Below are 25,551 nucleotides of genomic sequence, written 5' to 3'. Positions count from 1 at the left end.
GCACGGCTATAGAGGATTGCCAGGGGCATGTTCACCTTCCTTGGTGGAGACTACCTTAGTTTGTTTGGTTCTGACTCAGGCTTTCCGTGCCTGTAGCTCTTTCTCTAATACTGCAATTTGTGTTGACAGTGCTTCCAGCTTTTCCCGGGTACGCGCCAGTACCGCGGTCTGGATTTCAAACTCTTCCCGGGTAACCAGGTCCAGGTGGCTAAGGCCGGCTTCCATAGCTGACCGCAGGTTCTTCTGCAGGTCGTTTTGCAGGAGTTGCAGGCCGGCGGGAACGCTGTTGGAGATGCGTTTGGCAATGTCATCAAATAACTTTGGATCAATCATAGCCGGACCTTATCTGCGCCTGCTCCGGTTGTCCAGCATCTATTGCAGGTCACTGGCCTGTTTATGCACTGGGATGGGGCGGGTAGTACCCGTGCGGCGCGCCTCTTTGTGGTGCGGACGGTTATTTCCATGGCGAGGGTGATCTGTATTAACTAATTGAATTATAAGTTAATACAGATGTTGGCATGAGAGCTGCTTAGTGGAGTGTATGTCGGATCAGTGGATCATGGTCCGAAATGGATTTTAAGGTTAACAAACTCATTTTCAGCAGGAGAACAAATTAATGAAACTGGTTACCGCAATTATCAAGCCTTTCAAGCTGGATGATGTCCGGGAGGCAATATCCGAAACCGGTGTCTCTGGTATCACCGTGGTTGAAGTAAAAGGGTTCGGCCGGCAAAAGGGCCATACCGAGCTTTATCGTGGCGCAGAGTACGTGGTCGATTTTCTTCCCAAGATCAAAGTCGAGGTGGCTATTAGCTCCGATCAGGTCGATCAGGTGATCGCAGACGCAGCTAAGACCAGCAAGATCGGCGATGGAAAAATATTTGTTTCAGATCTGGACCAAGTGGTTCGTATCCGAACCGGTGAGTCTGGTGATGAAGCACTATAAGGGTTAAACGGGGGAATTAATAAGATGGAAAATCAGATTTTTGAATTTACAGTACGCTATTGATACCTTTTACTTTCTGGTAATGGGTGCGTTGGTGATGTGGATGGCGGCAGGCTTCTCCATGCTTGAGGCTGGGCTGGTCAGGTCGAAAAATACAACAGAAATTCTGACTAAGAATGTCATGTTGTATGCCATTGCCTGTACCGCTTACCTGATTGTCGGCTACGACGTTATGTATGGCGGCGGGTTATTCCTGAACGGCATTGCGCTCGATGGAGCAGAGAATGCTGATGCCCTGACCGCCAGCGTGCTGGCCGCTTCCGCTGAAGCTGGCTTTGGTGGTGATTCAGTCTATTCGGACGCATCGGACTTTTTCTTCCAGGTTGTCTTTGTTGCAACCGCAATGTCCATCGTATCCGGTGCTGTGGCTGAGCGCATGAAACTTTGGGCCTTTGCGCTGTTTGCGGTGGTAATGACCGCGTTCATCTACCCGATGGAAGGTGCATGGACCTGGGGTGGTGCCTCGGTATTCGGTATGTTCAGCCTGGGTGATGACTTTGGCTTCTCCGACTTTGCCGGTTCCGGCATCGTTCACTTAGCCGGTGCTTCCGCTGCTTTGGCTGGTGTACTGCTGCTGGGTGCCAGAAAGGGCAAGTATGGTCCGAATGGAGAGATTCGCCCGATTCCTGGTGCCAACCTGCCGATGGCGACTCTGGGTACCTTCATTCTGTGGATGGGGTGGTTCGGTTTCAACGGCGGTTCTGTGTTGAAGCTGGGTGATGTGGTCAGCGCCAACTCGGTTGCTATGGTATTCCTGAATACCAATGCTGCCGCTGCAGGTGGTCTGATTGCCGCTCTGTTGATCGCTCGCATGCTGTTCAGTAAGGCGGATTTGACCATGGCGCTCAATGGCGCTCTTGCGGGTTTTGTCGCCATTACTGCTGAGCCTTCAACACCAACCCCATTGGCTACAACTCTGATCGGTGCTGCCGGTGGTGCGCTGGTAGTCTTCTCCATTGTTGCTCTGGATAAACTAAGGATTGATGATCCGATCGGTGCTATATCGGTTCACGGCGTCGTAGGTATGTGGGGCCTGATGGCTGTGCCTCTGACTAATGATGGTGCGGGTTTTGTCGGTCAGCTTGTCGGCCTCCTGACTATCTTTGCCTGGGTCTTTAGGTACCAGCCTTATCGTCTGGTCGATCATCAAGGTCGTTATGGGTATCCGTGTCAGCGAAGAGGAAGAGTACGAAGGCGTGGATATCGGTGAGTGCGGCATGGAAGCCTATCCTGAATTTGTCGGATCCAAGGGTTCCGCTATGTAAGGGTAATCCGCAACAGAAAAAACGGGCGCCAAGGCGCCCGTTTTTTTGGCTTCTTTGTTACGATAATCCGTAGAATCTGTGCTTTAAAGTGGTAGCTGGTAAGTTCTCAGTAAGTTCATTTAATTATAAAACTGAGTCTCTGCTGTATCAATGGGGAAAGGGGGTTTGATAAAACTGGTGTGTCCGGGGGTGAGCGTGAGTGTCAGTATATTGATGAGCTGATGCTACTGCGTGCCCGCACTGAAGAGCTGTCAGAGCTGGTCTATACTGATACTTTGACCGGATTGTATAACTACCGCCATTTTTCTCTGGTTCTTGAATAGGAGTTGGAGCGTATCCGGTGAACGGGATAGCCAACCTGCCTGATTATGGTTGATCTCGATCACTTCAAAGCGGTCAGCGATACCTGGGGCCATGAGACTGGTAACAAGGTATTGAAGCAGACAGCGAATCTGATAACCCAGTTACTGCGCCGTGTCGATATTTCCTGCCGTTATGGTGGAGAAGAGTTTGCCTTGATTCTACCCGGTCCCCCTCTTCCCCGCGCAATACAAGCGACTGTCTGTTACCGCGAGTATGGGCGCCAGCGTCTATATGAAAAAGAGAGTAAGCTTCCCGCCGAGGCTTTTATAAAAGAGGCGGGGCGTAACTGGATTGCACATCCTGACCTGGAGAAGATCAGACCCAAAGAGCAGATCAGTAAGGATGAGAAGGCCGCATTGTTCGAACCTGAGTAAAGGAAATACAGTATGTTTCTGATTAGGATAGCTCGGGCCCGGTTGTTCAGGCGTGTTGTGGTGTTGCTTTTATGCAGTGCTGTTTATAGCGCCAATGCAGGTGTTTACAAGTGGGTGGATGACGATGGAAATGTCCATTTTGGTGACAGGCCGTCGATGCACAAGGACTCCAGCGAGGTGAAGATTAAGAAGTCACCGGAAAATAACGGCGGATCATCCCCACAAAGTGCAGAAGAGAGCAAGGATCTGCGCAGGAAAATGTTGCAGGTGTACGGCGAAGAGCGGGCAGCCAAGCAGGAGGCGATGGCGAAAAAAAGAGCAGAGGCGTGCAAGCGTGAAATAAACTGCATCAATGCCGGAGATGAGTTGAAAATATCCTTGGTGCTTCCAGCTTCTACGAGCCATTGGCGGGTGGCAAGCGACGGGTCTTCTCATTCGAAGAGCGTGAAGTGTCCACCAACTAGGCGCGTGCCGCCGTGGAGTACTGGTGTGAATAGTGCCATCTGATGCGCTGTCTCAGGTTGCTTTGCCGCTTATTTCGATATTATAAAAAAGGAACGCAGAGATCACAGAGACCACAGGGGGATATTTTATTTTCTTTGTGCTCCCATTCAGAGTACATGCATGAGATGATGCAGCGACCGCGCTTAGGACTGGTATCGCCATACCTTCTCGTAAATATCTGCACGGTGTTATCGAAACATCTCATGATCACGTATTGACGTATTGACGTATTGAAAAATAAAAAACATCTGCGAACCCTGTGCTTCTCTGCGTTCCTATTCAACAATTTATGGGCAGCCACTAACAATCCCGTTTTTCCAGTATGGAGTGTAGCTCCAAAAGGGATGTGATGGTTACCGTCGGGCGCTCTCCCCAAGGGTCAAACAGACTGCCATCATCTCTTTTTATCCAGGCTGCGTTCATTCCGCTTGCCATGGAACCCAGTACGTCAAAAGGATTGCTGGAGATCAGCCAGCTGGCCGAAGCTTCAGCGTTGGCTCGTTCCATAAAATGGTGATAGACCGCCTGGCCGGGTTTAAAGCTTTTGATCTCATGGCCGCTGACAATATCCTTAAAAAAAACCATTCAGAGCGGTATTTTCAAGCAGTTCATCAAGATCGGATGGGAGCCCGTTCGAAAAGGCGTAAAGTCTGTAGCCAGAGGCTTGTAGGAATTGCAATGCCTCGGATGTGCCGGGAAAAGCCGGCAATCTGCGGTAGGCTTCCAGCAGTGACTGCTTTTCGGCATCTGACAGTGGTTGCTGAAGTGCCATGCAGGTGTGGTTCAAAGCATCCTGGGTGCAGACTGAAAAATCGGCATAGGTTTTCATCAGGCCGCGGCGAAACGAATATTCTAGCTGTTTTTCCCGCCAGCGGGCAGAGAATAGCGGTGCTTGATTCCCCATCAGTTGATGCAGTTTGTCAACGATGCCGGCAGTATCGCAGTATCGATAAGAGTGCCGTAGATATCGAATGCAAGTGTCAGTGACATAGGAATTTTCCTGAGAAGTATTGTTCATTCAGATTACCGTCAAGGATAGAACAGATTTGCTTCAATCTGAATCAGACAGTAGTTCTGAGCCCGTCAACTGCCTTGTTAGAGTATCCGTGCATGAGGTATCCTGCGCTATTAAACAGCTCAGCGGTGACATAAGATTCGATGGCTTCAAACCCCCCTTTTATCCTGGTTGATGGTTCCTCCTATCTTTTTCGTGCCTACCATGCACTACCTCCCCTGACCAATTCAAAGGGAGAGGCGACCGGCGCGATTGTGGGTGTGATCAATATGCTGAGTAAGCTGATTGCAGAGTATAAACCTGACTATATGGCCGTGGTGTTTGATGCTCCTGGTGGCAGCTTTCGTAATCAGCTCTATGACCAGTACAAGGCCAACCGCCCACCCATGCCGGATGATCTGCGCGAGCAGATTGAGCCGCTGCACCGGATTGTTGAGGCACTGGGACTACCCCTGTTGATGGTGCCCGGAGTAGAGGCCGACGATGTGATCGGCACTCTGGCAACCCAAGCCTCTAAGCTGAATATGAACACACTGATCTCCACCGGTGATAAGGATCTTGCCCAGCTGGTGGATGGCCAGGTCGCACTGATCAACACAATGAATAACCAGCTGATGGACCCAGCGGGGGTGGTTGAAAAATTTGGTGTGACGTCGGAGCAGATTATCGACTATCTGGCCTTGGTGGGAGATGCTTCGGATAATATCCCTGGCGTACCCAAATGCGGCCCCAAGACGGCTGCAAAGTGGCTGGGGCAATACGGTAGTGTGGATCAACTGGTTGCCCATGCAGATGAGATCAAGGGCAAGGTGGGAGAGTATCTGCGGGAGAATCTGGAGCAGCTTGAGCTCTCCAGGGAGTTGACCACCATTCGCCTCGATCTTGAGTTGGAACAGTCGCCGAATGAGTTGAAACCCGGTGAGCCGGATCGCCAGCGCCTGATGGAGCTATACAGCCGCATGGAGTCCAGCCGCCTGCTTGCCTCACTGGATCAGATGCCAGACGAGAATGTCGCGGAAACGGCGCCTCCACCCGAAGTGAAATATGAGATTCTGTTTGATAAAGAGAAATTTCAGCAGTGGCTGGAGCGGTTGAGTGAAGCCGACTATTTTGCCTTTGATACAGAGACTACCAGCCTTGACTATATGCAGGCGGAGATTGTCGGTGTCTCTTTCTCTGTGGAGCCTGGGGAAGCGGCCTATGTGCCGGTAGCACACAATTACCCCGGTGCCCCTGAACAGCTGGACCGTGTCTGGGTCCTGGAAGCGCTCAGGCCGTTGTTGGAAGATTCCGCTCAACTCAAAGTGGGGCAGAATCTCAAATATGATATGAGTGTCCTGGCACGTTACGGTATTGAACTGCAGGGTATCGCCTATGACACCATGCTGGAGTCCTATGTGCTGGACTCTACCGCGACCCGCCATGATATGGACTCTCTGGCGCAGAAGTACCTCGGTATAAAAACTGTAAAATATGAAGAGGTAGCTGGTAAAGGCGCCAAGCGGTTGACCTTTGATCAGGTGCCTCTGGAAGAGGCCGGTCCCTATGCGGCTGAAGATGCGGATATTACCCTGAGACTGCACCAGGCCATCTGGCCAAAACTGGAGAGTGAGCCATTACTGACTAAGCTGTTGGAAGAGCTGGAGATCCCTCTTGTCCCGGTGTTGTCGCGGATCGAGCGGACAGGTGTTCGGATTGATGCTGCCATGCTGGTGGGGCAGAGCCGGGAGCTTGCAGGGCGGATGCACGATCTGGAGCAACAGGCCTATGAGATGGCTGGCCGACCCTTCAATATGGGGTCGCCAAAGCAGATCGGACAGATCTTCTTTGAAGAATTGGAGTTGCCGGTTATCTCAAAAACCCCCAAAGGGGCTCCCTCCACGGCAGAACCGGTACTACAGGAGTTGGCTGATTGCGGTCACGAACTGCCGGCACTGATTCTACAGCATCGCGGACTGTCCAAATTGAAATCGACCTATACTGATAAACTGCCGTTGATGGTCGATTCTGTGAGTGGCCGGGTACATACCTCCTATCATCAGGCGGTAGCGGCGACCGGCCGACTCAGCTCATCCGATCCCAACCTACAGAATATCCCGGTACGAAGTGATGACGGACGACGCATTCGACAGGCATTTATCCCCGAGCATGGGTACCGGATGGTGGCTGCCGACTACTCTCAGATCGAGCTGCGCATCATAGCCCATCTGTCTGAGGATGAGGGGCTGTTAAGGGCGTTTTCTGAAGGGGTGGATATCCATCGAGCTACCGCGGCTGAGGTGTTTGGCGTTGCCTCGCCGGATCAGGTGACCAATGACCAGCGCCGCTCTGCCAAGGCGATCAACTTTGGGTTGATCTATGGCATGTCGGCCTTTGGTCTGGCCAAGCAGCTGGGAATTCCCCGGGGCGTTGCACAAGAGTATGTGGATCTCTATTTTAACCGTTATCCGGGAGTGACGGCCTTTATGGACCGGACCCGGGAAGATGCCCATGATAAAGGCTATGTAGAGACAGTATTCGGTCGCCGCCTCTATTTGCCGGAGATCAATGCGCGCAACGGGCAACGCAGGGCTGCGGCTGAACGCACGGCCATCAATGCCCCGATGCAGGGCACGGCATCGGATATCATAAAACGCGCCATGTTGGCTGTGGATGGCTGGATTCAGCAGGAATTCCCCCCTCTGCACATGATCATGCAGGTGCATGATGAGTTGGTGTTCGAGGTCAGGGAAGATCAACTGGCGCCTTGTTGTGACCGGATACGCGGTTTTATGGAGGCAGCTGCTGAACTGAAAGTGCCATTGTTGGTAGAGGTGGGTATAGGTGATAACTGGGATGAGGCCCACTAATCCAGATCAAAAATGCATCAGAATCCGAAAAGTCGAGTTTCCGTGAACTCTTTTGATTTTGCCCGGCCATTATTCAATAAGCGTCAGCTGACGTGGAGGTCACTTCTCCCCAAGTGGCCTAGTCACGGCATTCATGCCGGGCCGCTTTGCCCAAGCTTATTGTGGGCCTGACAGTAGCCAAAGATAGGCGGCTGAGGGTATGGATAAAGATCGCTTGGCGGCGAAAGCCTGGACCTTACGCACTATTTCCTGACAGCCTCTGTCGGCATTCAGTATTTGGGAAAAGAAGGCCCGAAATGTATTTTTCTTGCTGAACAACCGATGGCGGCTAAAATTGCCGGATCCGTTCACCTCCAGCACCTTGAGTGGAATGAAGCTACCGAAGAAATCGCCCAACTGACTGATTGTATGGCGCCGGATTTGCGCTTTTTCCTCTGCTAATTTCTGACGGATAAATCGAGGCAGGTACAAGGTGTTATTTTTCACTCCCCATTGTCTCATTAGGGGCTTAGCTTAGTGCCATTCGTGTCTGGTGATGATTAGGAGTCTGATTTGTGGTGTGTTAAGAAAAGATTCATAAAAGCGCTTGACGGGGATAAATAATTGCGTAGAATACGCGCCTCGCTTTGGGGAGAACGGCTTGGCCGGAAACGCCAAGCGGCAGTCTGAAGCACGGAGGTGTTGACGGCATAAAGATAGGCTGGTTACACTTGCCCGTCTCGGTCGGGCGATAGGTTCGATCCGCTCTTTAACAATCAGGTTAGGTAATTTGTGTGGGTGCTCCGTTGGCGGCTTGAAAGGCCATTAATATCGACGAAGCATCTATCAATTCCAAAAAATTTCGATAGTGATTAGTCGAGCTGAGATTTGGTCTCATCTTACATAGAGACTGTTCAAACTTAAAAGTGAAGAGTTTGATCCTGGCTCAGATTGAACGCTGGCGGTATGCTTAACACATGCAAGTCGAACGGTAACAGAGGAGAGCTTGCTCTCCTGCTGACGAGTGGCGGACGGGTGAGTAACGCGTAGGAATCTGCCTAGTAGTGGGGGACAACCCGAGGAAACTCGGGCTAATACCGCATACGCCCTATGGGGGAAAGCAGGGGATCTTCGGACCTTGCGCTATTAGATGAGCCTGCGTCGGATTAGCTAGTTGGTGAGGTAATGGCTCACCAAGGCGACGATCCGTAGCTGGTCTGAGAGGACGATCAGCCACACTGGGACTGAGACACGGCCCAGACTCCTACGGGAGGCAGCAGTGGGGAATATTGGACAATGGGGGCAACCCTGATCCAGCAATACCGCGTGTGTGAAGAAGGCCTGCGGGTTGTAAGGCACTTTCAATTGTGAAGAAAAGCTTGGGATTAATACTCTCGGGTATTGACGTTAACTTTAGAAGAAGCACCGGCTAACCCTGTGCCAGCAGCCGCGGTAATACAGGGGGTGCGAGCGTTAATCGGAATTACTGGGCGTAAAGCGTGCGTAGGCGGCTTGTTCAGTCAGGTGTGAAAGCCCCGGGCTCAACCTGGGAATTGCATTTGATACTAGCAGGCTAGAGTATGGTAGAGGGAAGTGGAATTCCGGGTGTAGCGGTGAAATGCGTAGATATCCGGAGGAACACCAGTGGCGAAGGCGGCTTCCTGGACCAATACTGACGCTGAGGTACGAAAGCGTGGGTAGCAAACAGGATTAGATACCCTGGTAGTCCACGCTGTAAACGATGTCAACTAGCCGTTGGGGGCTTTAATTGTCTTTAGTGGCGCAGCTAACGCAATAAGTTGACCGCCTGGGGAGTACGGCCGCAAGGTTAAAACTCAAAGGAATTGACGGGGGCCCGCACAAGCGGTGGAGCATGTGGTTTAATTCGATGCAACGCGAAGAACCTTACCAGCTCTTGACATCCTGCGAACTTTCTAGAGATAGAAAGGTGCCTTCGGGAACGCAGTGACAGGTGCTGCATGGCTGTCGTCAGCTCGTGTCGTGAGATGTTGGGTTAAGTCCCGTAACGAGCGCAACCCTTGTCCTTAGTTGCCAGCGCGTAATGGCGGGAACTCTAGGGAGACTGCCGGTGATAAACCGGAGGAAGGTGGGGATGACGTCAAGTCATCATGGCCCTTATGAGCTGGGCTACACACGTGCTACAATGGCCGGTACAGAGGGCTGCAACCTCGTGAGGGTGAGCGAATCTCATAAAGCCGGTCGTAGTCCGGATTGGAGTCTGCAACTCGACTCCATGAAGTCGGAATCGCTAGTAATCGCGAATCAGAATGTCGCGGTGAATACGTTCCCGGGCCTTGTACACACCGCCCGTCACACCATGGGAGTGGGTTGCAAAAGAAGTGGGTAGTCTAACCTTCGGGAGGACGCTCACCACTTTGTGATTCATGACTGGGGTGAAGTCGTAACAAGGTAGCCCTAGGGGAACCTGGGGCTGGATCACCTCCTTTAAAGAAAGCTGATTAAGCGCTTTCGGAGTACCCACACAAATTACCTAATCAGAAAGCACGGACATGGGTCTGTAGCTCAGTTGGTTAGAGCGCACCCCTGATAAGGGTGAGGTCGGTGGTTCAAATCCACCCAGACCCACCATTTGAGGTGAACTTTTTTCAGCTGTCGAAGGTGATGGATGGGGAAGGAAAACTAAAGGCTTATCGGGGCCATAGCTCAGCTGGGAGAGCGCCTGCCTTGCACGCAGGAGGTCGGGAGTTCGATCCTCCCTGGCTCCACCATTTTTTGTCCATGAGTTCAAAGTGTTGAACCTTTAGGTTCAACACTTTGTATTTAACAAAGTGCTGCTCTTTAACAATATGGTTTAGATTGTAGATAGGTGAAGTCCTAATAGAAGCGCGATTTATCGTGTGACTGTGGACGAACTTATAGCATATTCAAATTCTCAATAAATGAATATGCGGGTATGTTGCATTCGAACAAAGTGACCAATACCAGCGTAACTCCAGAGTTTTTGGGGTTATATGGTCAAGTGAATAAGCGCATATGGTGGATGCCTAGGCGGTAAGAGGCGATGAAGGACGTTGTGGCTTGCGATAAGCTTCGGGGAGTCAGCAAACAGACTTTGATCCGGAGATTTCCGAATGGGGAAACCCACCCAGTGTAAGCTGGGTATTGTTAACTGAATACATAGGTTAGCGAGGCAAACCCGGAGAACTGAAACATCTAAGTACCCGGAGGAAAAGAAATCAACCGAGATTCCCTTAGTAGCGGCGAGCGAACGGGGATTAGCCCTTAAGCTGTTGATGAGTTAGTGGAACAATCTGGAAAGTTTGGCGATACAGGGTGATAGCCCCGTACACGAAAACGACTCAGCAGTGAAATTGAGTAGGGCGGGACACGTGATATCCTGTCTGAACATGGGGGGACCATCCTCCAAGGCTAAATACTCCTTACCGACCGATAGTGAACCAGTACCGTGAGGGAAAGGCGAAAAGAACCCCTTTTAGGGGAGTGAAATAGAACCTGAAACCGTATGCGTACAAGCAGTAGGAGCCCTTTCAGAGGGGTGACTGCGTACCTTTTGTATAATGGGTCAGCGACTTACTTCTCAGTGGCAAGCTTAACCGAATAGGGGAGGCGTAGGGAAACCGAGTCTTAATAGGGCGTCATAGTCGCTGGGAGTAGACCCGAAACCGGGCGATCTATCCATGGCCAGGGTGAAGGCGGGGTAACACCTGCTGGAGGCCCGAACCCACTTATGTTGAAAAATGAGGGGATGAGCTGTGGATCGGAGTGAAAGGCTAATCAAGCCCGGAGATAGCTGGTTCTCCTCGAAAGCTATTTAGGTAGCGCCTCATGTATCACTTGCGGGGGTAGAGCACTGTTACGGCTAGGGGGTCATCCCGACTTACCAACCCGTTGCAAACTCCGAATACCGCAAAGTGCAATCATGGGAGACAGACGGCGGGTGCTAACGTCCGTCGTCGAAAGGGAAACAACCCAGACCGCCAGCTAAGGTCCCCAAATCACAACTCAGTGGGAAACGATGTGGGAAGGCCCAGACAGCCAGGAGGTTGGCTTAGAAGCAGCCATCCTTTAAAGAAAGCGTAATAGCTCACTGGTCGAGTCGGCTTGCGCGGAAGATTTAACGGGGCTTAAGTTGTGTACCGAAGCTGCGGATGCGTGTTTACACGCATGGTAGAGGAGCGTTCTGTAAGCCGTTGAAGGTGTGTTGTAAAGCATGCTGGAGGTATCAGAAGTGCGAATGCTGACATGAGTAACGATAATGGGGGTGAGAGGCCCCCACGCCGAAAACCCAAGGTTTCCTGCGCAACGCTAATCGGCGCAGGGTTAGTCGGCCCCTAAGATGAGGCAGAGATGCGTAATCGATGGGAAGCAGGTCAATATTCCTGCACCTCTTATTACTGCGATGGAGAGACGGAGAAGGCTATGTCATCCGGGCGTTGGTTGTCCCGGTTCAAGCGTGTAGGAAGTGTTCTTAGGTAAATCCGGGGACACAATTCTGAGGCGTGATGACGAAGCATCCTTAGGGATGTGAAGTGATTGATGCCATGCTTCCAGGAAAATCTTCTAAGCTTCAGGTAATAAGAGACCGTACCCCAAACCGACACAGGTGGGTGGGATGAAAATTCTAAGGCGCTTGAGAGAACTCTGGTGAAGGAACTAGGCAAAATGGTACCGTAACTTCGGGAGAAGGTACGCCCCTGGTATGTGAAGCGACTTGCTCGTGGAGCAGAAGGGGGTTGCAATAAAATGGTGGCTGCAACTGTTTACTAAAAACATAGCACTCTGCAAACTCGAAAGAGGACGTATAGGGTGTGACGCCTGCCCGGTGCCGGAAGGTTAATTGATGGGGTTAGTCTTCGGACGAAGCTCTTGATCGAAGCCCCGGTAAACGGCGGCCGTAACTATAACGGTCCTAAGGTAGCGAAATTCCTTGTCGGGTAAGTTCCGACCTGCACGAATGGCGTAACGACGGCCACACTGTCTCCACCAGAGGCTCAGTGAAATTGAAATCGCGGTTAAGATGCCGTGTACCCGTGGCTAGACGGAAAGACCCCGTGCACCTTTACTACAGCTTTGCACTGAACATTGGACCTACCTGTGTAGGATAGGTGGGAGACTTTGAAACTGGAACGCTAGTTTCGGTGGAGTCAACCTTGAAATACCACCCTGGTAGTTTTGATGTTCTAACCTAGGCCCCTTATCGGGGTTGGGGACAGTGTATGGTGGGTAGTTTGACTGGGGCGGTCTCCTCCCAAAGAGTAACGGAGGAGCACGAAGGTACCCTAATCCTGGTCGGAAATCAGGAGTTTAGTGCAATGGCATAAGGGTGCTTGACTGCGAGACGGACATGTCGAGCAGGTACGAAAGTAGGTCATAGTGATCCGGTGGTTCTGAATGGAAGGGCCATCGCTCAACGGATAAAAGGTACGCCGGGGATAACAGGCTGATACCGCCCAAGAGTTCATATCGACGGCGGTGTTTGGCACCTCGATGTCGGCTCATCACATCCTGGGGCTGAAGCAGGTCCCAAGGGTATGGCTGTTCGCCATTTAAAGTGGTACGCGAGCTGGGTTTAGAACGTCGTGAGACAGTTCGGTCCCTATCTGCCGTGGGCGTTTGAGATTTGAGGGAAGCTGCTCCTAGTACGAGAGGACCGGAGTGGACGAACCTCTGGTGTTCCGGTTGTCACGCCAGTGGCATTGCCGGGTAGCTACGTTCGGACAGGATAACCGCTGAAAGCATCTAAGCGGGAAGCCCCTCCCAAGATTAGATCTCACTGACTCCTTGAGAGTCCTGAAGGGCCGTGGAAGACTACCACGTTGATAGGCTGGGTGTGGAAGCGCAGTAATGTGTGAAGCTAACCAGTACTAATTGCCCGTGAGGCTTGACCATATAACACCCAAACACTTTAGTGTTGGGTGTTGGTTAAGAACGCAACATAACTAAGGCCTTTTTACAATCTAAACCGAATGCTGTCTGTCGTGTGAACGGCAGACTAACAGTTTGCCTAGCGGCCATAGAGCACTGGTACCACCTGATCCATCTCGAACTCAGAAGTGAAACGGTGTATCGCCGATGATAGTGTGGGGTCTCCCCATGTGAAAGTAGGTCACTGCTAGGCTTTAGTCCAGAACCCTCGCATCCTTTACGGGTGCGGGGTTTTTTTGTCCGGGGGAATTAAGGGCTAATTGCATAAATTTGTTACAGTTGCAAACGTAAGTACACAACAAACAACGCGGCTGCTCGACTGTCCCCGACCTGATCTTGGTCGATGTTACCCGGAGGGATTTTATCCCGTCTCCACAGATAGTTGAGTTAAGAGAGCCTCTAAAAAAACTCCAAAACCAGCGATAAAGTAGTAACCAATGGCAAAGGAAGCGGGGATTGATCAAAAAGAACGAGGGTGTAACGGTTTCCGTGTAACTGCAGGGTTAAATGTACTCCGCCAAGCGTTCTTCGAACTCAATCATAAATCTATTCAGTGCTGGTTTCCAATTGCGAATCGGCATGGTCCATTTTTTTGATGCTTGCTGCACCGCCAGGTACACTACTTTCATTGCCGAATAGTCGGTCGGAAATAGCTTCCGTTTTTTAATTGCCTTGCGAACCACGCTGTTCATCGGCTGGATCTGGGTATTTGGAAAAGCCGTGTTGATTGCATCAGGAAAGCCCTTTAAGCCATCGACACAGGCAATCAAAATATCCTTCACACCGCGATTCTGAAGCTCTGTCAGCAGGTTCAGCCAGAACTTGGCACCCTCATTCTCCGGTAGCCACATCCCCGATAATTCCTTGTGGCCTTCCAGGCTGACGCCAAAAGCGAGGTAAATTGCTTTGTTGATCACTTTCTTGTCTTGCCGGATTTTAACGACAATCCTGTCCAGATAAACAATAGGCTAAATCGCATCCAGGGGGCAAGATTGCCATTCGACAACCTGCTCGATAACCGCATCAGTGACTTTGGATATGAGTGTGGCAGAGACATCGGCCCCATACATCTCCTTGAATGTCGTGACGATTTCGCGGGTTGTCATACCTTGGGCATACAAGAAGAGGACCTTGTCATCCATTGAGGTAAATCGACGCTGGTGCTTCTTAACTAGCTGAGGTTCAAAGCTGCCCGCTCTATCTCGCGGGGTATCCAGTTCAAACTGGCCATCTTCCGTTTGCAAGGTCTTGCCAGTAGTGCCGTTGCGGCTATTACTCGCTTCGGGTTGTTCATGTTTGGCAAAGCTAAGATGATCAGCCAGTTCAGCATTGAGTGCTGCCTCGACCGTGATCCTGGCCAGCATTTGCCGAAACTCGTTGAGATCTTCTTCAGTTTTGATGTTTTTAGCGGCCGCTTGGGCTATTGCCTGGAGCTCTTTCTTGTCGATCGTCCCCTTGTTTGGGTTTAATGATAGGCAGTTATACAGAATTCAGGACAGTCTCCACATCCACAAACGGCTCCAAGGCTTTCTCTGCATTATCCCGGGTATCGGCGGCTTGCTAGGTATCGTGCAACACCTGCTTGGCTTTTGGTTGTAATGACTTGGGCAAGGTATTGAGCACATGACCCGTTTTATGCATCCAGCAGCGTTGCTGACGGGTTTCCGGGTAGATGTCCTCCAAGGCGCGGCCCGAAAAGCCTATGGCACCATCACCGCCAGACTGTTCATTCCACGTGATTTCAACTTCAGCAGGACTTCATGCCAGCTCTGCGTCGACTCCCGGACACCATTTTCTATCACCAGAAAATGCTTCTCACCCCGTTCATTGACACGAATAACAACCAATGCGCAGAGTTTTGCCTGTCCAGCTCTCAGGCTACTGTAGATGCCGTCTACCCAGCGAGCTTTGCCAAATCTGGTGATGCACCACAATCCGAGACCCCTGTGCCCGTACCTGCTTCAGCCGGGAAACCGTACTGGCAGATAGCCCTTTTGCTTCCGGGCCGGCCCGCACCTTGAGTGCTTCCCTCATCTTACCGCGGCTATAAAGCCAGGGAATCGCAGCTTCCAGCGAACGGGTTTTGCAAATATAGGGAGGGACCAACGCAGTGTGGAAAGTGATCGGGTCTCCAGATCTAGAGCGTACCTTGGGTACCTTCACGGTGGACCTATATCTGTCTGGATGAGTCGTTCCGGCAGGTAACCATTGCCTACGACAGCAGCATGACCACACTCAGTTTGTTGTCCGGAAATTAGGATAACAAGGCTTGCAATTCCGCTTCTATCGCTTGTTCAATCAACTTTCGGCCTCCCATTCTGAGCAACTCTGTCAGTGGATCAGCGATCTGCTCTCGATCTTTGATCGAAACAATTGTGCTCTTATTCGTGGTGGCGTATTCTGTCGGCTGTTTGATTGACTTTCGCATTCTAAATCAACCAGATACGCGACTTTTTTTGGTGCCTATCAAATTACACCTCAAGCGAACCGGGAAGGACTGAAGCGTCTGAAGGCACCGCGACATGAGGAGTATCTGCAGCGGATTCCAGTTGAAGGGCAAGTTCGATCAGGGAAAGAGTGGCTATCGATTAAACGATATCTGGGCGAGGCGTGCTGACGCTGCCTGGATCAGCAGTATCTTCCTGGTTCGGTAGAGGTATTTTATGTCAAACGGTGGCAGCCTGACTTACTGAGCAGACAAATAGCAGGCCGCTGCCAAAAAAGTCAGTGACAAGCTTGAACCATACAGCATTCGGCCAGATGTAGCGCGGACCATCATTTCACCGCACAGACTGAAGATATCGGATAAGTACCCTACTCGTAAACCTCTGGCTGATTATCAGTAACCAATTTTAAAATAGTTTATACCCAACCACAAACGGAGCTATTTTATCCTGGATAAGATAGGAGCCTCTGACTAATTCCGGATCGGATGGATGACGAGTTGAAATTTTCTGGATCAAGGCGAAAATTGTCGATAATAGCTGGCTATTGCCAAGATTTTCAGCACAGAGTCGGGAGATTTTAGCTGTCAGACACCAACTCATGAATTGATCAGGGGCTCCTAGTTAAAGAAGGAACGAGGTGTGCTGGGGCTCTCTTGTCTTTCAACAGGTAGTATCTTCCTATCTCCGCCTCCATTTTCACTCTACCTGTACTGGCATCACTTAGCTGCATAAGCGAGTTATGCCGTGAATTAACTACCTGTCTATATCCTGGAAAAAAACAGAGAAATACTATATATTCGGCGGGTCATTACCATTGGATTTCCGGGGATTGGTAATAAAACTATGATAAACGACTACAAACCCAGCATGGATCTAAACAGGAGAAGAGGATGCTATCCCCGCATAAACCTAATAGCACTGGTCGCTATTGGGCTGGGTGCGAGCGGCATCTATGGCACCCTTCAATTCCTGAATGATCCTGCACCTGTCCAGGCTGTAAACGCAATAAAGTCGGCCGTCAAAACTCTCGAGCTCTCCCTCCCTCCCCAGGCTACGGTCGCTAAAATGCAGCAACTACCCAGGGAAGAAACAACCTTGGTTTTCCTGCCTGTACAGCAACAGATTGGCAGCGCCACCCAATCAAAACAAGTAGCCGTATCGACGGGGCCACTGGAAACAGTCGCTATAACACCAACAACATTGGTTACTGAGCAATCAGAACTCCCGGCTGTAATAGCCGGAAAAAACATAGAGAAGCCGGACACAACACGCCAACCAGAGCAATCAAACCCGAGTAAAATATCAGCGGTCAATGTCGCTGCTACGACTGCATCCTCTCACGAAACAAAACAGCCAGGGCAGCAGCGAACAGCAGATACAACCGGGCACTGGCTCATTGAGAAGGTAAAACCGGGCGACTCCCTGGCCAAAATATTCAAACGCCTGGCGCTATCTGCAAACCTCCTGCACCGAATCACACACAGCGGAAAAGAGGCAAAAAAACTCGCCAACATCAAACCAGGCGAAAAATTGAAGGTGCGCGTTGACCAGCAGGGAAACTTCCTGGAGCTGATCCATCAGCGCAGCCCAATCCTCAGCCAGCAAATTCTGCCCAAGGGTGACAGCTTCTCGACCAAGACAATTGAACGCAAGCTGGAAGAACGGGTAGCAGAGGTCTCCGGCATCATCACCAACTCGCTTTACCTGGCGGCACAGAATGCAGGACTCTCTGACTCACTCACCATGGAGTTGGCAAACATCTTCGGCTGGGATGTTGATTTTGCCTTGGAGATTCGGGCAGGCGATCAGTTCAGTCTAATCTACGCAGAAAAGTATCTGGATAATAAAAAGTATCGCAACGGGTCAATTCTCGCTGCGGAATTTATCAATAGGGGAAAGATTTTCAGAGCTGTCCGCTATGAAGACGATAAAGGAAACAGCAGCTACTTTTCTCCGGATGGTAGGAGCATGCGAAAAGCCTTCCTGAGAGCGCCAGTCGATTTTCGCCGGATCTCATCGCGTTTCACCAAAGCACGTTGGCATCCGGTACTCGGTAAGCGCCGCCCCCATCGTGGAGTGGATTATGCTGCTGCAACCGGTACACCGATTAAAGCGGCAGGCGATGGAAAAGTGATATTTCGCGGCCGCAAAGGCGGTTATGGCAAAGCCATAATTATCAAGCACGGCAGCCAGTACACCACGCTCTACGGCCACATGTCGAAGTACCGTAGCAAAGTTAAAACAGGAACGCGGGTTAAGCAGGGACAAATCATCGGTTATGTTGGAAAAACTGGCTTGGCCACCGGGCCCCACCTGCACTATGAGTTCCGCGTTAACGGGGTGCATCGGAACCCACTAAAAGTGAAGCTGCCGGCAGCTGCGCCTATTGCAAAAAAATACCGTGAAGATTTTAAAAAAGAGAGCAGGCTACTACTGGCAAAACTGGATCTGATCAGCAACACTATGCTCGCTGAAGCAGAACAGGCCCAGTAGCTCCGGCGTGGAGAGCACGCTCTATGTCGGCCTGATGTCTGGCACCAGCATGGATGGTATCGATGCCGTTTTGGTGCAGTTTCGACCGAATGGGATCAATCTGCTTGGCCATCATAGCCGCCCCTGGCCAGAGGCACTTCAAGAGAGGCTGCGCCAACTGAGCAGACCTGGTGGCAATGAAATAGACCGCATGGGTGAACTTGATATTCTGGTCGCCGACGGTTTTGCCGATGCAGCACTCGAGCTGCTGGAGCAGACAAACACCCGCCAAGATAATGTCAGCGCCATCGGGTCACACGGCCAAACGATCCGCCATCGACCCAATGCCAAACATCCCTTCAGCTTGCAGATAGGCGACCCCAATCGAATTGCCGAGCGAACCCGTATAACGGTGGTAGCCGATTTTCGGCGTAGGGATATTGCTGCCGGCGGAGAAGGGGCACCCCTAGTCCCGGCATTTCATGCGACCGTGTTCCACACGCCATCAGAATACCGGGCCATACTGAATATTGGCGGCATCGCCAATCTCACTCTTTTGCCTGGCAGCAGTCCAGCTGAAATCACCGGCTTTGACACCGGCCCGGGTAATACACTTCTGGATTACTGGGCCTACAAGCATCTGAACCAACCCAGAGATGAAAATGGCAACTGGGCCGCCAGCGGAGAGATCTGCGAAGCACTGCTTAGCACTCTGCTGGAGGATGACTATTTTCAGCATCCGCCGCCGAAGAGCACTGGCCCGGAATATTTCAGCTCCCATTGGCTCGAAAAAGCGACCAGCAGCTACCGGAACCTGAGTCATGCAGACATCCAGGCAACACTCACCGCGTTAACGGCAGAAACTGTATGCCGGGCACTGCAACGGCAAGCACCCGAATGCCAAAGAATAATCGGCTGCGGTGGCGGTATTCACAATAGTGAGCTGATGCGGCAGTTGGATCAGCGCTTCAAGGGAGGCGTTCTAGAAACCAGTGATGATCATGGAATCCCTCCGGACCAAGTCGAAGCCATCGCATTTGCCTGGCTGGCTCGGCAGACGCAGCTTGGAGCAGCCGGTAATCTGCCAAGTGTCACAGGAGCATCACACCCGGTTCCACTCGGCGGTATCTATTCAGGGCGAGTTTCACAAACACGGTAAGAGCATCCACACCTCCCGCCTAATTGGTCAGACTGAGAACGAGGAGCCGCAACCACAGGTAGTGCTTGCATTGGGATTGCGGATAACGAACTGTGAACCCTGGAGATTTTCGGTGTAGTCCACTTCAGCACCCATGAGATACTGCAGGCTCATAGGATCGACCAACAGTGTAACGCCATCGGTGACCACTTTGGTATCGCCCTCTTTTTCATCTTCATCAAAGGTGAACCCATACTGAAATCCAGAACAACCGCCGCCCTGAATATAAATCCGTAACACAAGATCAGGGTTTCCTTCTTCTTCAATCAATGAAGCCACCTTTGTGGCCGCGCCGGAGGTGAAAACCAGTGGGCTTTCGGCCCCAATTTCTGCAACACTCATCGCGAAACTCCAAAACAATCCAGAAAAGCCATCTACTTAAGAGTGGCTAAGTATTCCTCTAATTATGCTTTTCTGAGCAATTTAGTCAACTATTATGAAGCAAGCCTCTGTGGGAGCGCGCCCATTGAAAGAGTGGGTCACGGGTTAATGCCTACCCAGAAACGGCACTATTTTTCACGAAACTCTGTCAAAAATGCCTTTTTTACACTTTGTAATCACAACAAATAATATCATTACTAACCCGAATGGCACTAAGTTAAAGGAACCTCTAAAAACCCGGCAAAGCCCAATAGTTTTTAGCAAATCCGGAGAGGCCCGGTCTCTTCACTCGTTTTTCTGGCAACATCCATCGCTTCATCCGGCCAGCCACACCAATCGACGCATGTTGTACACCAAATTCATCATACCCATCTTCACACCGACCCTGCCTTGGCCGATGCTACGCACTAGTTGATTGGCCTGCTGGGCAAACACGTGCTCAACTCGCAAACCCAAACTCTTGATCGTTTTCGGTTTGCCTCTTGCTCCTGTTCATTCAAGAGGCGTTTGTGTATCGACTTGCGGTGAATGTGACTGCGGTAATTTGCATCTGCTAAAGCAGGCTCCCGCTCTTCACTGTGGTAAGCAGAATCGGCCCAGACACCTCCATTACTGTTATTCTCACTCCAGCAGTTCTTCGAAGACCTAGCTATCGTGAACTTTAGCTGATGTGATGGCGTACTTGCGAATGACTTTGTGCTTCCGGTCTATGCTGATGTGGTTTTTGTACCCATAGTGGGTTTTGCCATGCTTCATGGTTCCAGTGGGCTTCAACATTCTTCTGATGGCGTTTGTTATCACCCCATGCCTCAGGGCTGTCCCCGGCTTTGATCTGCCTATTTTCCTCTCGCGTATTACGTTGCCTGGGTATTGGAACGATAGCGGCATCTACAATCTGCCCCTTGCGAGCACTGAAGCCTGCTGCATCAATCTGGATCAACGGCTCTGCAACAAGGCCCCGTTCTTTCAGGTGCCCACGATATACCCAAACTGTTTTAGCATCGGGTACCTTACCCTCAGGGCTCAGCCCAAGAAAACAACAAAAGCTATAGCGATCCCGTATTTGGAGCTCTGTTTGATCATCTGACAGAGTTACAAATACGGGATCGCTATAGCTTTTGTCGAGACAGGCCTAAATTCTGTGTAACTGCCTATAATTAAATCCAAACAAGGGAGAGGACAAGGCAGCTGATCGACAAGAAAGAGCTCCAGGGGATAGCCCAGGCGGCTGCTAAAAATATCAAGACGGAAGACGACCTCAAAGACTTCCATCAGAATGCTAACCAAGATTACGGTCGAAGCGGCACTGAACGCTGAGTTAGATGATCATCCAGTTCGACGTTGAGTGCTGCATCGACCGTGATTTTGGCCGAAACTCGTTGAGATCTTCTTCAGTTTTGATGTGATTAGCGGCCGCCTGGGCTGTCGCCTGTAGTTCTTTCTTGTTCATAGTGCCTATCCTCAACCACGCTTGGGTTTAATTATAGGCAGTTACACAGAATTCAGGACACCCTCGTTCCCTTTAGCCAAGTTGTTGGCTCGGCTTTATTGTGCTTAAGATAATGTTAGCGGAAAATCGAACTGATTATTCCAATCATATGGGTGGAAAATCAAATCTAAAAGGTTCAAGGAACCAGATCTTCAGCCTGATACTTCAAGGACGACTAATTATAGGTTAGGTTATCAACTAACCGCAGTGGATTGATATCCTTCCTAAATTAACACTGTTCCCAGGGCAGCTGATGAAAGCGCCAGCCATTGACTGTGCTGCGGTGGTGCGTGTCATCAAGATCCCCCTCAAATCCCCCATTGACATGGAAAACGCTTTTGAAATCGGCTTCGAGTAGCGCTTTGCCTGCCTCCAGGGAACGTTTTCCACTACGGCAGATAAGGATTACAGGGGCACACCCTTCATCCATAGTGCAGACAGCACCACCTAACACAAGTTTGCGGATATCGGTAACGAAATGGAGGTTTACCACCCAATCCGGCTCATCGATCCAGGGAACATGCACAGCGCCCTGAGGGTGGCCGACAAAGAGAAATTCTATGCTGGAACGTATATCTACCAGTATCGTCCGGGTATCATCTTTCAGCATCTGCAGGGTTTGTTGGGGTGAAAGTCCAATCGGCTCTGTTTTTTTCATCTTTATTGCGACCTCCTGACATCCTCCCGGCATGGTCCGGGGGACAATGATCCAATTATCATCTTTTTTTAGGCGTACTGTAATATTGCGAATGATATACTATCAAGGATGGTCTGAAAAATTAGAGTTTTTCATTTCGCCTGCCATCCAATCTTGAATATTTGTAAAAACAACCTGCGTTATTCCCGGATTTGACCTTAATTTTGGCTATTCCGGGTCTTTCAGCCGCAACTTGCCTATGATATGGCTAATAAATGCCGCTTAGCCAGTACCCGATTAATCAAGGCACACTTGATAAACACACAATGGGTATTTTTCTCAAGCTCTCGATAGCGAACCTTGTTAAAATCAAACTGCTGCCTCATTACACCGAATACATGCTCTACTCTGGCGCGCGTTCTCGATTTGTATCGATTCGCTGATGGCTCCTGTCCAGTTAATTGTCGATTACGACAGGCTTTCTTCGGGGTAAAATCTTTGGCCTTTGGCGCATGCTTGGTCAGTTTATCTTTCTGTCCTGCATAGGCAGAATCTCCCCGTACGCGGGTTTCGTTTCCATGCAACAGGTCTTCCAATACCTGCGAATCATGGATATTGGCCGGTGTCACAGCAATTGAGTGGATCAGTCCACGCCAATATAGGCCTTCATGCCAAGGGTACCATTGATTGCCTTTGTGGGTTTGATGCATATCCGGATTACGGTTTATCTCTTTGTTCTTCGTTGTGATGATCGTGGCATCAACAAGGGTTCCCGGGTTGAGCTTCATACCATTCTCGGCCAGGTAAACATTGACCAAACGAAACAGCTCATCCCCAAGACTATTCCTTTCCATCAGATGGCAAAAATTGCAGATGGTTGTTTCATCCGGTACGGGCTCATTACTTAGGTCGATACTGACGAACTTACCCATGGCACGTAAATCATGAAGCGCTTCTTCCGCTGCGGGATCAGAGAGTTCAAACCAGTGCTGTAGAAAGTGGATGCGCCGCATGTGCTCCAGACCAACGGGCTTTCCACCCCGCGCCCTTCGGATTTGGGTAACAGGGTGCTATGACCTCGCCAAGCTCCTTCCAGGGAATGATTTGCTCCATCTCATCCAGAACTGCTCCTTGCGGGTCTTTTTTCGGTATTTTTCAAAGCCCCGAGCTTCTAAGCTTTGCTGTTTCATCGTTTTCCTGGAACTGGTGATCTATAGATCAATGGTATACGATTGATCTAAATTAAATCAGAGATGCCCCAGAGTTTCAGGAGGATAAAACCCGAAGACTGCATAAAAAGCTTGACATGGCAGCAGTTCAAGCGTTGCCGCGCCTTCATGAAGAGGAGTAGGTCTTCTGGAGGCCGCTATGAACACAACAGGATACGGTAATATCCCCCGCGAGCTGTTCCATTGGATAACATTGTTGTGCAAAGCGTTACCCCTAGGATCTGCCGATACTTTCATTGAGTTACTTATTGGCTCGATGCCTGTCTCTGCGGGTTTTATAACTGATGCCTATTTGATGCTGGGTATGCGAAGCCATTGGACCAGCTACTACAAATGGTTACAAAATGGCAGATGGTCATGGTTGACCTTAGCACGGTCATTTGTCCGACTCATACTGAGAATAGTGAGGACCATGCAATTGGCGACACATTGACGCTCCGGGCTTCTAAAAAAGCACCCGGCAACAAGGATCCATCATCGGCACGGGAACAAACCTGATCTTGCACAAGATGTGTGAGGACAATGTTGGATAAGTCTGGCTTGCTATAGTAAAGAGGGAAGGTGGTGAGGCAATAGCATTTGCCCCTACTATCCCGCCTGATACCGATTATTTCAGGGTTAAAGGTAAGAGTTTTGGTGGATAGCTGGTTTATTGAATCAATGAAACAGCACGGATTTTATGTTATCGGGCAGGTTTGTAGAGATACTCGTCTATATGAAGAACTGCCAAAGAGAAAATGAGGTCAGCTTGGGCGACCCCGTAAGCATGGTGAAAAATATACACCCAAACGAATTGCTCATTTTGAACGGATGGAGGCAATTATGCGGTTGTACGAGCGATCACAGGAAGAGATCATCAAGATCTATGGAGAACCCTGGTCAATTGAATCTAAATCAACTGAAGCTTTCTTGAAGGATATGAAGGAAGCATGGCAGCAGACAGGGCAAACCCTACATCGCTGGGTTCATTTAACGATGGAGGGTATGCCTAGTGTAGTTGCTGTAAAGGAGTGGAGGGACTGTAAATGCAAAAAATGCGAGCCGCCAAATTGGCTAGGAAGTGAATATGCAGCGAGATATGAACTTAGTCACTTGTAATAAGGACTCTTCCCCTAATTGGGTGAGCAGATTAACGTACCCCCTTGAGAGATAAGGAAGTGGCGGGAACAATCAAGGATCATCTGCGGGGAATATTGAACGCTGTTGTTTTGGAGGCAAGTAATGGTCCGGCAGAAGGTTTCAACAGCCGAGTCAAGATGATCAAGGTGTGTAGCAGAGGTTTCCGCAACAAGGCGCTGTTTGCCAATGCAATCTACTTCTACCTTGGAGGGCTGAATCTTTATCCTGAGGGAGTAGTTGGGTGACACTTCCCCTCTCGATTAGGAGAAGAGCCGTACTCTTTATTGTAGCTCTTTTTTCCCGGTTTCCGCTCCGGGTTTCGCAGTCGATCGGCGTTGCTTTGGGCTGGCTTGTTTACCTGTTGCCAAACCGGGAGAAACGAACGGCTGAAACCAATATTGCGACCTGCTTGCCAGAGCTTACCCGCCCGGAGCAGTCCGTTCTGCTCAGGCAAACTTTGATTGAAAACGCCAAAACGCTGCTTGAGATGCCGGCTGTCTGGTTGGGTGATCCGTCCATATGGATTGCCCGCGTTGTGCCTGGCAAAGCGGAGGATATCTGTAGAGAAATCTTGGCCCAGGGCCGGGGGCTGATTGCCATTGGTACCCATCAGGGGAACTGGGAGGTCGGTATTCACTATCTCTCTTCCCTTTCCAAGGTGACAGCGCTCTATCGTCCGCCAAGGGCCGCAGAGTTGGATGGCCTGATCAAAGCTGGCCGTACCAGTAGTGGGGTGAATATGCTGTCGGCGACCCCTAAGGGTGTGAAAGGGTTATACACGGCGATAAAAAATGGCGAAATGGCGGCGTTGCTTGCCGATCAGCAACCAAAAGCAGCGGGCAGGCAGGGTAGTGTGTTTGCCCCTTTTCTTGGCCGGCCTGCGCTGACTATGGTGCTGGCCTGCCGTCTGGCAAAGAGAACAGGGGCTCCTGTGTTGTTTATGTTCGCTGAGAGACTGCCTGGTGCCAAGGGGTATCAGATGCATTGGTTCAAAGGTCCTGACGAAATATATGATGCCAATCTTGTGGTAGCGGCAACGGCCATGAACCGTGGCCTTGAGAGCTGTATCCGCTATCGACCATCCCAATATCTCTGGAGTTACCGGCGGTTTACCCAGCAGCGGGAGAGCTTGAGAGCGCCAGATACGGATTAACTCTAGGGAACCTCTAAAAACCTTCCAAAAATCAGTGATACATAGTAACCAACTCAACCAACCATTGATAAAAGCCATGCAGCCGAGTTTTTTTGATCATCAAGACCGACTTGGACCCCTTGAGCAACTGGGAGATCCGCTGC

At 50.5% G+C, this 25,551-nt stretch carries 19 protein-coding genes, 2 tRNA genes, 3 rRNA genes and 7 pseudogenes; 18 read left to right on the top strand and 13 right to left on the bottom strand.

Annotation, left to right across the window (positions count from 1 at the left end; all coding sequences use genetic code 11):
* Positions 1 to 75 precede the first annotated feature (75 nt).
* Positions 76 to 333, bottom strand: coding sequence for a ubiquinone biosynthesis accessory factor UbiK (gene ubiK, locus MN084_RS18475; protein WP_241085447.1), 258 nt, complete (start codon positions 331 to 333; stop codon positions 76 to 78).
* Between the two features lie 283 nt (positions 334 to 616).
* Between ubiK and MN084_RS18470 the strand changes: the two genes are divergently transcribed.
* The 5 genes and pseudogenes from MN084_RS18470 to MN084_RS18450 all read left to right on the top strand — a co-directional run bounded on the left by MN084_RS18470 (position 617) and on the right by MN084_RS18450 (position 3,515).
* Positions 617 to 946 carry a P-II family nitrogen regulator gene (locus MN084_RS18470; protein WP_241085448.1) on the top strand — a complete coding sequence of 110 codons (330 nt, stop codon included), beginning with the start codon at positions 617 to 619 and terminating at the stop codon, positions 944 to 946.
* A gap of 24 nt (positions 947 to 970) precedes the next feature.
* Positions 971 to 2,271 (top strand): annotated as a pseudogene (locus tag MN084_RS18465) (ammonium transporter).
* Positions 2,272 to 2,450: 179 nt separating this feature from the next.
* Positions 2,451 to 2,594 carry a hypothetical protein gene (locus MN084_RS18460; RefSeq protein WP_241085449.1) on the top strand — a complete coding sequence of 48 codons (144 nt, stop codon included), beginning with the start codon at positions 2,451 to 2,453 and terminating at the stop codon, positions 2,592 to 2,594.
* A gap of 45 nt (positions 2,595 to 2,639) precedes the next feature.
* On the top strand, positions 2,640 to 3,008 hold the full coding sequence (locus tag MN084_RS18455) for a GGDEF domain-containing protein (RefSeq protein WP_241085450.1): 369 nt from the start codon (positions 2,640 to 2,642) through the stop codon (positions 3,006 to 3,008).
* A gap of 42 nt (positions 3,009 to 3,050) precedes the next feature.
* Complete coding sequence (locus tag MN084_RS18450; RefSeq protein ID WP_330178236.1) at positions 3,051 to 3,515, top strand: DUF4124 domain-containing protein; 465 nt, start codon at positions 3,051 to 3,053, stop codon at positions 3,513 to 3,515.
* Between the two features lie 297 nt (positions 3,516 to 3,812).
* Here the strand turns inward: MN084_RS18450 and MN084_RS18445 are convergent, their stop codons facing one another.
* Entirely contained in the window at positions 3,813 to 4,097 is a 285-nt protein-coding gene (locus tag MN084_RS18445; RefSeq protein ID WP_320416349.1) for an HAD hydrolase-like protein, read from the bottom strand.
* Positions 4,084 to 4,530: a hypothetical protein gene (locus MN084_RS18440; protein ID WP_330178235.1), complete on the bottom strand. Its 447-nt coding sequence runs from the start codon at positions 4,528 to 4,530 to the stop codon at positions 4,084 to 4,086. Before MN084_RS18440 ends, MN084_RS18445 begins: the two co-directional genes overlap by 14 nt.
* A 140-nt stretch (positions 4,531 to 4,670) precedes the next feature.
* Between MN084_RS18440 and polA the strand changes: the two genes are divergently transcribed.
* The gene (gene polA, locus MN084_RS18435) at positions 4,671 to 7,376 is read left to right on the top strand and encodes a DNA polymerase I (RefSeq protein ID WP_241085452.1); all 2,706 of its coding nucleotides are present in this window, start codon (positions 4,671 to 4,673) and stop codon (positions 7,374 to 7,376) included.
* Positions 7,377 to 7,532: 156 nt separating this feature from the next.
* Here the strand turns inward: polA and MN084_RS18430 are convergent, their stop codons facing one another.
* Positions 7,533 to 7,862, bottom strand: a complete 330-nt coding sequence (locus tag MN084_RS18430; protein ID WP_330178234.1) for a hypothetical protein — start codon at positions 7,860 to 7,862, stop codon at positions 7,533 to 7,535.
* Positions 7,863 to 8,278: 416 nt separating this feature from the next.
* Between MN084_RS18430 and MN084_RS18425 the strand changes: the two genes are divergently transcribed.
* From MN084_RS18425 to rrf, 5 genes are all read left to right on the top strand, one after another.
* Positions 8,279 to 9,823, top strand: a 16S ribosomal RNA gene (locus tag MN084_RS18425).
* A 65-nt stretch (positions 9,824 to 9,888) separates the two neighbouring features.
* Positions 9,889 to 9,965: transfer RNA gene (locus tag MN084_RS18420), tRNA-Ile, on the top strand.
* A 64-nt stretch (positions 9,966 to 10,029) separates the two neighbouring features.
* Positions 10,030 to 10,105 (top strand) — tRNA-Ala (locus tag MN084_RS18415).
* A 245-nt stretch (positions 10,106 to 10,350) separates the two neighbouring features.
* A 23S ribosomal RNA gene (locus tag MN084_RS18410) occupies positions 10,351 to 13,247 on the top strand.
* A 114-nt stretch (positions 13,248 to 13,361) separates the two neighbouring features.
* A 5S ribosomal RNA gene (gene rrf, locus MN084_RS18405) occupies positions 13,362 to 13,476 on the top strand.
* Together the 16S, 23S and 5S rRNA genes with 2 tRNA genes alongside form the textbook arrangement of a ribosomal RNA operon.
* A gap of 310 nt (positions 13,477 to 13,786) precedes the next feature.
* Here the strand turns inward: rrf and MN084_RS18400 are convergent.
* Both MN084_RS18400 and MN084_RS20155 read right to left on the bottom strand, forming a co-directional pair.
* Positions 13,787 to 14,731, bottom strand: a pseudogene (locus MN084_RS18400) (IS256 family transposase).
* Between the two features lie 115 nt (positions 14,732 to 14,846).
* Positions 14,847 to 15,711 (bottom strand): annotated as a pseudogene (locus MN084_RS20155) (transposase); the annotation flags it as partial.
* Between the two features lie 94 nt (positions 15,712 to 15,805).
* On the opposite strand from MN084_RS20155, the gene MN084_RS18380 reads away from it, so the two are divergent.
* The 3 genes from MN084_RS18380 to MN084_RS18370 all read left to right on the top strand — a co-directional run bounded on the left by MN084_RS18380 (position 15,806) and on the right by MN084_RS18370 (position 19,361).
* Positions 15,806 to 15,937 (top strand): hypothetical protein, encoded by a 132-nt coding sequence (locus tag MN084_RS18380; protein WP_277400104.1) that lies wholly within the window; start codon positions 15,806 to 15,808, stop codon positions 15,935 to 15,937.
* 636 nt (positions 15,938 to 16,573) lie between these two features.
* A complete protein-coding gene (locus MN084_RS18375) occupies positions 16,574 to 18,223 on the top strand; it encodes an OapA family protein (RefSeq protein ID WP_241085456.1) in 1,650 nt (549 codons plus the stop codon).
* 7 nt (positions 18,224 to 18,230) lie between these two features.
* Entirely contained in the window at positions 18,231 to 19,361 is a 1,131-nt protein-coding gene (locus MN084_RS18370) for an anhydro-N-acetylmuramic acid kinase (RefSeq protein ID WP_241085457.1), read from the top strand.
* Between the two features lie 27 nt (positions 19,362 to 19,388).
* Here MN084_RS18370 and erpA read toward each other — a convergent pair whose 3' ends face one another.
* The 4 genes and pseudogenes from erpA to MN084_RS20145 form a co-directional block, all read right to left on the bottom strand.
* Positions 19,389 to 19,742 (bottom strand): iron-sulfur cluster insertion protein ErpA, encoded by a 354-nt coding sequence (gene erpA / locus MN084_RS18365; RefSeq protein WP_241085458.1) that lies wholly within the window; start codon positions 19,740 to 19,742, stop codon positions 19,389 to 19,391.
* A gap of 354 nt (positions 19,743 to 20,096) precedes the next feature.
* On the bottom strand, positions 20,097 to 20,237 hold the full coding sequence (locus MN084_RS18360) for a hypothetical protein (RefSeq protein WP_330178233.1): 141 nt from the start codon (positions 20,235 to 20,237) through the stop codon (positions 20,097 to 20,099).
* A gap of 189 nt (positions 20,238 to 20,426) precedes the next feature.
* Entirely contained in the window at positions 20,427 to 20,537 is a 111-nt protein-coding gene (locus tag MN084_RS20150) for a transposase (RefSeq protein WP_241085139.1), read from the bottom strand.
* Between the two features lie 256 nt (positions 20,538 to 20,793).
* A pseudogene (locus MN084_RS20145) lies at positions 20,794 to 20,844 on the bottom strand (hypothetical protein); the annotation flags it as partial.
* A gap of 128 nt (positions 20,845 to 20,972) precedes the next feature.
* Here MN084_RS20145 and MN084_RS18350 point away from each other — a divergent pair.
* A pseudogene (locus tag MN084_RS18350) lies at positions 20,973 to 21,111 on the top strand (IS256 family transposase); the annotation flags it as partial.
* Here MN084_RS18350 and MN084_RS18345 read toward each other — a convergent pair.
* From MN084_RS18345 to MN084_RS18335, 3 genes and pseudogenes are all read right to left on the bottom strand, one after another.
* Complete coding sequence (locus MN084_RS18345; protein ID WP_277400109.1) at positions 21,100 to 21,231, bottom strand: hypothetical protein; 132 nt, start codon at positions 21,229 to 21,231, stop codon at positions 21,100 to 21,102. The pseudogene MN084_RS18350 and the gene MN084_RS18345 sit on opposite strands and share 12 nt — an antisense overlap.
* A gap of 268 nt (positions 21,232 to 21,499) precedes the next feature.
* On the bottom strand, positions 21,500 to 21,928 hold the full coding sequence (locus MN084_RS18340) for a rhodanese-like domain-containing protein (protein ID WP_241085460.1): 429 nt from the start codon (positions 21,926 to 21,928) through the stop codon (positions 21,500 to 21,502).
* Between the two features lie 236 nt (positions 21,929 to 22,164).
* Positions 22,165 to 23,097: pseudogene (locus MN084_RS18335) on the bottom strand (IS5 family transposase).
* A 178-nt stretch (positions 23,098 to 23,275) separates the two neighbouring features.
* On the opposite strand from MN084_RS18335, the pseudogene MN084_RS20140 reads away from it, so the two are divergent.
* The 3 genes and pseudogenes from MN084_RS20140 (at position 23,276) to MN084_RS18320 (ending at position 25,408) form a co-directional block, all read left to right on the top strand.
* Positions 23,276 to 24,234: pseudogene (locus tag MN084_RS20140) on the top strand (hypothetical protein).
* Between the two features lie 44 nt (positions 24,235 to 24,278).
* Entirely contained in the window at positions 24,279 to 24,500 is a 222-nt protein-coding gene (locus MN084_RS18325; protein ID WP_241085461.1) for a transposase, read from the top strand.
* Positions 24,497 to 25,408 (top strand): lysophospholipid acyltransferase family protein, encoded by a 912-nt coding sequence (locus MN084_RS18320; protein WP_241085462.1) that lies wholly within the window; start codon positions 24,497 to 24,499, stop codon positions 25,406 to 25,408. Before MN084_RS18325 ends, MN084_RS18320 begins: the two co-directional genes overlap by 4 nt.
* Positions 25,409 to 25,551: the final 143 nt, after the last annotated feature.

The organism is Candidatus Vondammii sp. HM_W22 (assembly GCF_022530855.2).
Classification (GTDB): domain Bacteria; phylum Pseudomonadota; class Gammaproteobacteria; order Chromatiales; family Chromatiaceae; genus Vondammii.
This window is presented reverse-complemented; position numbering and strand designations above follow the sequence as displayed.